The following is a 3,018-nucleotide window of genomic DNA, read 5'->3' on the forward strand; positions in this document are numbered from 1 at the left end:
TTCCTTTTCCTGAGTTCTAGAAACCTTACCTTTCATAGTTTTAATCTCGGTTTCTAATTCTTTCTGCTTACCTAACCAATACTGCTGCCGATCGCTCACCGCCACCCGAAACACATTGGCCTCAGCTTCAAGTATCTGTTCCCGTAGTCGATGACGTTCTTCCGTCTGGACATCAAAATATCTTTTTTCTAGCTCAAGTAAAGGAGCGATCGCAATCTGAATAGGAGTAACGGCTAACATCGCCTGCTGAGTTTTGGTGGGGTCTGGGATTAACTGTTCCCCGTGAATGGTAGAGATGAGGGAATCCCCACACATCAGCTTGTAGTCTAGGTTAGGCAAGGGTTCCACATCTTCTATGTTGGGGATGTCCACTACCAGAGACAGCCACATCCTCAATTTAGCGATTTCGATCGCTTCTGGTTTAATATCGACACCGTAGAGATTATTGGCAATAATATCCCGTTTCCATTGGCTGATAGTGAGACTTCCCCTAGAAACTTTCATCCCTTCCCGTCTGGCTACGGCCTGTCTCACGTTCAGGATTACCTGCATCATACCGAGAGGGAACGCACCCGAACCTACGGCAGGGTCAAGCACTTTAATGGAAGCGATCGCCTGTTTTAGACTTTTAGTCTGTTGAGGAGTCATCAACTGATTGAACTCTGAATCGGGTAAGTCAGGGTCATAATCAATCAACTTCTGCAAAACTTCTAAGCTCATCCCCGTCTCATCGGCGAGGTAACGGGACAACACCTCAGAACACATGAACTGGACGATGCCTCTGGGGGTGTAGAACGTCCCCGATTGTCCCCGTTCGTCAGCGGCCAGCATATTCTCGAATACTTTCCCTAACATCTCCGGGTCAACCGCCACGTCTTCATCCCCCGCCACGTTCTCGGCAATGGTGAAGTTGTAACCGTTGAAAAAGCCGAGAATACTATCCGTATCCCCCGGGTCAAACAGCCGATTGGGTAAGGCGATGGTTTCCGGTGTCGGCCGCCCCGCCGTGTCCCTAATTCCCGGACCATAATCTCGATCGAATAGACCGCCGTTGAGGTAGGGAATCTTGCCCCATTTTGAATCGAGATTGGGACGCTGTTGGTTCAACGTCTGGAAAAATAAGGGTTCGAGGACGCTAGTGTAATATTCTGTGTCATCGGGGTCGGGTCTTAGATGTTTGTATTGGGTAGTGAGGAAACGACGATCCCCCGCCAAAAACTCTTTCTTCTGGAGAAAGTAGAGGAACATTATCCTTCCTAACAGTCGCTGAGAGAACTGGTGTAAACGGTCTGAGTCCTCAAAATAGGGGTGGTCATTGTGCAACTTTACTGCCTGCTGAACCTGATCAAACAGTTGTTTATATCCCCTATAGAAACTCTTAGTCAGCTTCTCAACATCAAAGGCTTCACACTGTACCTTGTAGAGTTCCTGCGGTGACTTATCCCTGACAGCGATCGCTTCCAATCGATCGAGGTCATAAGCGGTAGGATTGGTACGGTCAATTAAAAGTTTTCTGATGCTGGCCTTGAGGTTCATCTTATCGTCAAAGCTCTTGCGAGGATTGACCAACATCAATTGGTTGTAGTCTTTGGTTGCCAATAAGAGAAACTCGGTATCACGACGACCTACCTGAGAGGCGATCGCTTTCATGCGACTACTGGCAACACTGGGGGAAGACCACTCCTCCGGCTGCAATTGGAACAGCAACACCTGTAATCCCCCATTCCCCTGATCGGCAATCAGGTAGGCATCATAGACAGCTTCGGCACTTCTGGAAGTTAACTGCAAGTCCTCTAGGTTTAGGGGTTGCGCTTCGGCATCGTAACCTAACCGATGGAATAGGGACGCTACCCCATCGGGGCTAGTTAAAGTCTTTAAATCGTCTAGTCTTAGTAATCGTTCCGGCATTTCCCCAACTTCCAAAACTGATTTCGATTATTCCTCTTAAGCGATTGCCTACCCGCCCTTTGGTGATAGATAGAGTAAATCCAGTAAAACCATCGATTATTATCAATGCAATTGTCAAGGTTTACCACCTATCTCTAGGATGCCACGAATAGCGGTCAATACTTCACTTTCTCTCACCGGAAGTAAAGTAGTACAGAGTTATCCCCTAGTAAAGATTGGGGGGAACTATAGTTAAGAAAGGGAACTGGGAATCGGAACGATGATCGAGCGACACAGAAGGAGATTGGCTAACGGGGAGGAGCGGGTCTATACCTACGGGGTTGGAGCGGACGGTGAGCGTCAGTCTTTGTCGATCCGTTCCGTTGATGATTCCCTTTCAATCCCCTGCTATAGGCGAGCAGAAAAAGAGCGGGTGGTAGCTGCCCTACTAGCCAATGCCAGTTTGTTGGTGGTGGGGGAAGCTGGTGCGGGAAAGACCTTTTTAGCGGAGCGGGTAATTGAGGACTTGTGGGGGCGGGGGTTTCCGGTGTCCGCCCCTGCTATCGGCACGGTCAAACAGATGCTTCTGGAAATCGCCGGGGATTTGGAGGTAGATACGGAGACGCTAGAGGGCAAACCGATGACGGCACAACAGTTACAGGAAACCATCGCCGAATGGTTAGAGGGTAACGTCGCTTTTCTGGTCATGGACAATGCCCACAGGTTCCCCGTTTCCCTGCGTTGTTGGTTAGAAAAACTGCATTTACAGGGACAGCCGATATTATTATTGGCCACTTACCCCCCGGCCAGAGATATTTTTTTGAAGCTTCCCCGCATCGAATTGGAAGCTTTACCAGAAAAGGCGATCCGCGAAATTATGGAAGGGGAAGCAAACGATTTGGGATTGCAGGTGACACCGGGTAAACTAGCCGATTGGCAACAACGGGCGATCGGTAATCCCATGTTAGCGAAACGGGTGGTCAAGGAAGAATATTTGGGGTTAGAGGGTAATAATTATGACCATACCCAGTGGATCGACGGTACTCCCCTACTAATTGCCGTTCTCATGTGTTTTATGATTCTGCGATTCTTGGGACTCGGTTTTAATAACACCAGTCTTTATCTGATCGG

The 3,018-nt window shown here is 48.7% G+C and carries 2 protein-coding genes; one reads left to right on the forward strand and one right to left on the reverse strand.

Annotation, left to right across the window (positions count from 1 at the left end; genetic code table 11):
• Window positions 1-1,923, reverse strand: a 1,923-nt coding sequence (locus tag O9295_RS17055) for a DNA methyltransferase (protein ID WP_353851871.1), incomplete at its 3' end; no start/stop codon positions are given.
• Between the two features lie 244 nt (window positions 1,924-2,167).
• Between O9295_RS17055 and O9295_RS17060 the strand changes: the two genes are divergently transcribed.
• The coding region (locus O9295_RS17060; RefSeq protein WP_288034060.1) for an ATP-binding protein at window positions 2,168-3,018 on the forward strand (851 nt) is incomplete at its 3' end.

Source organism: Microcystis sp. LE18-22.4A, from assembly GCF_027531105.1.
GTDB lineage: Bacteria > Cyanobacteriota > Cyanobacteriia > Cyanobacteriales > Microcystaceae > Microcystis > Microcystis aeruginosa.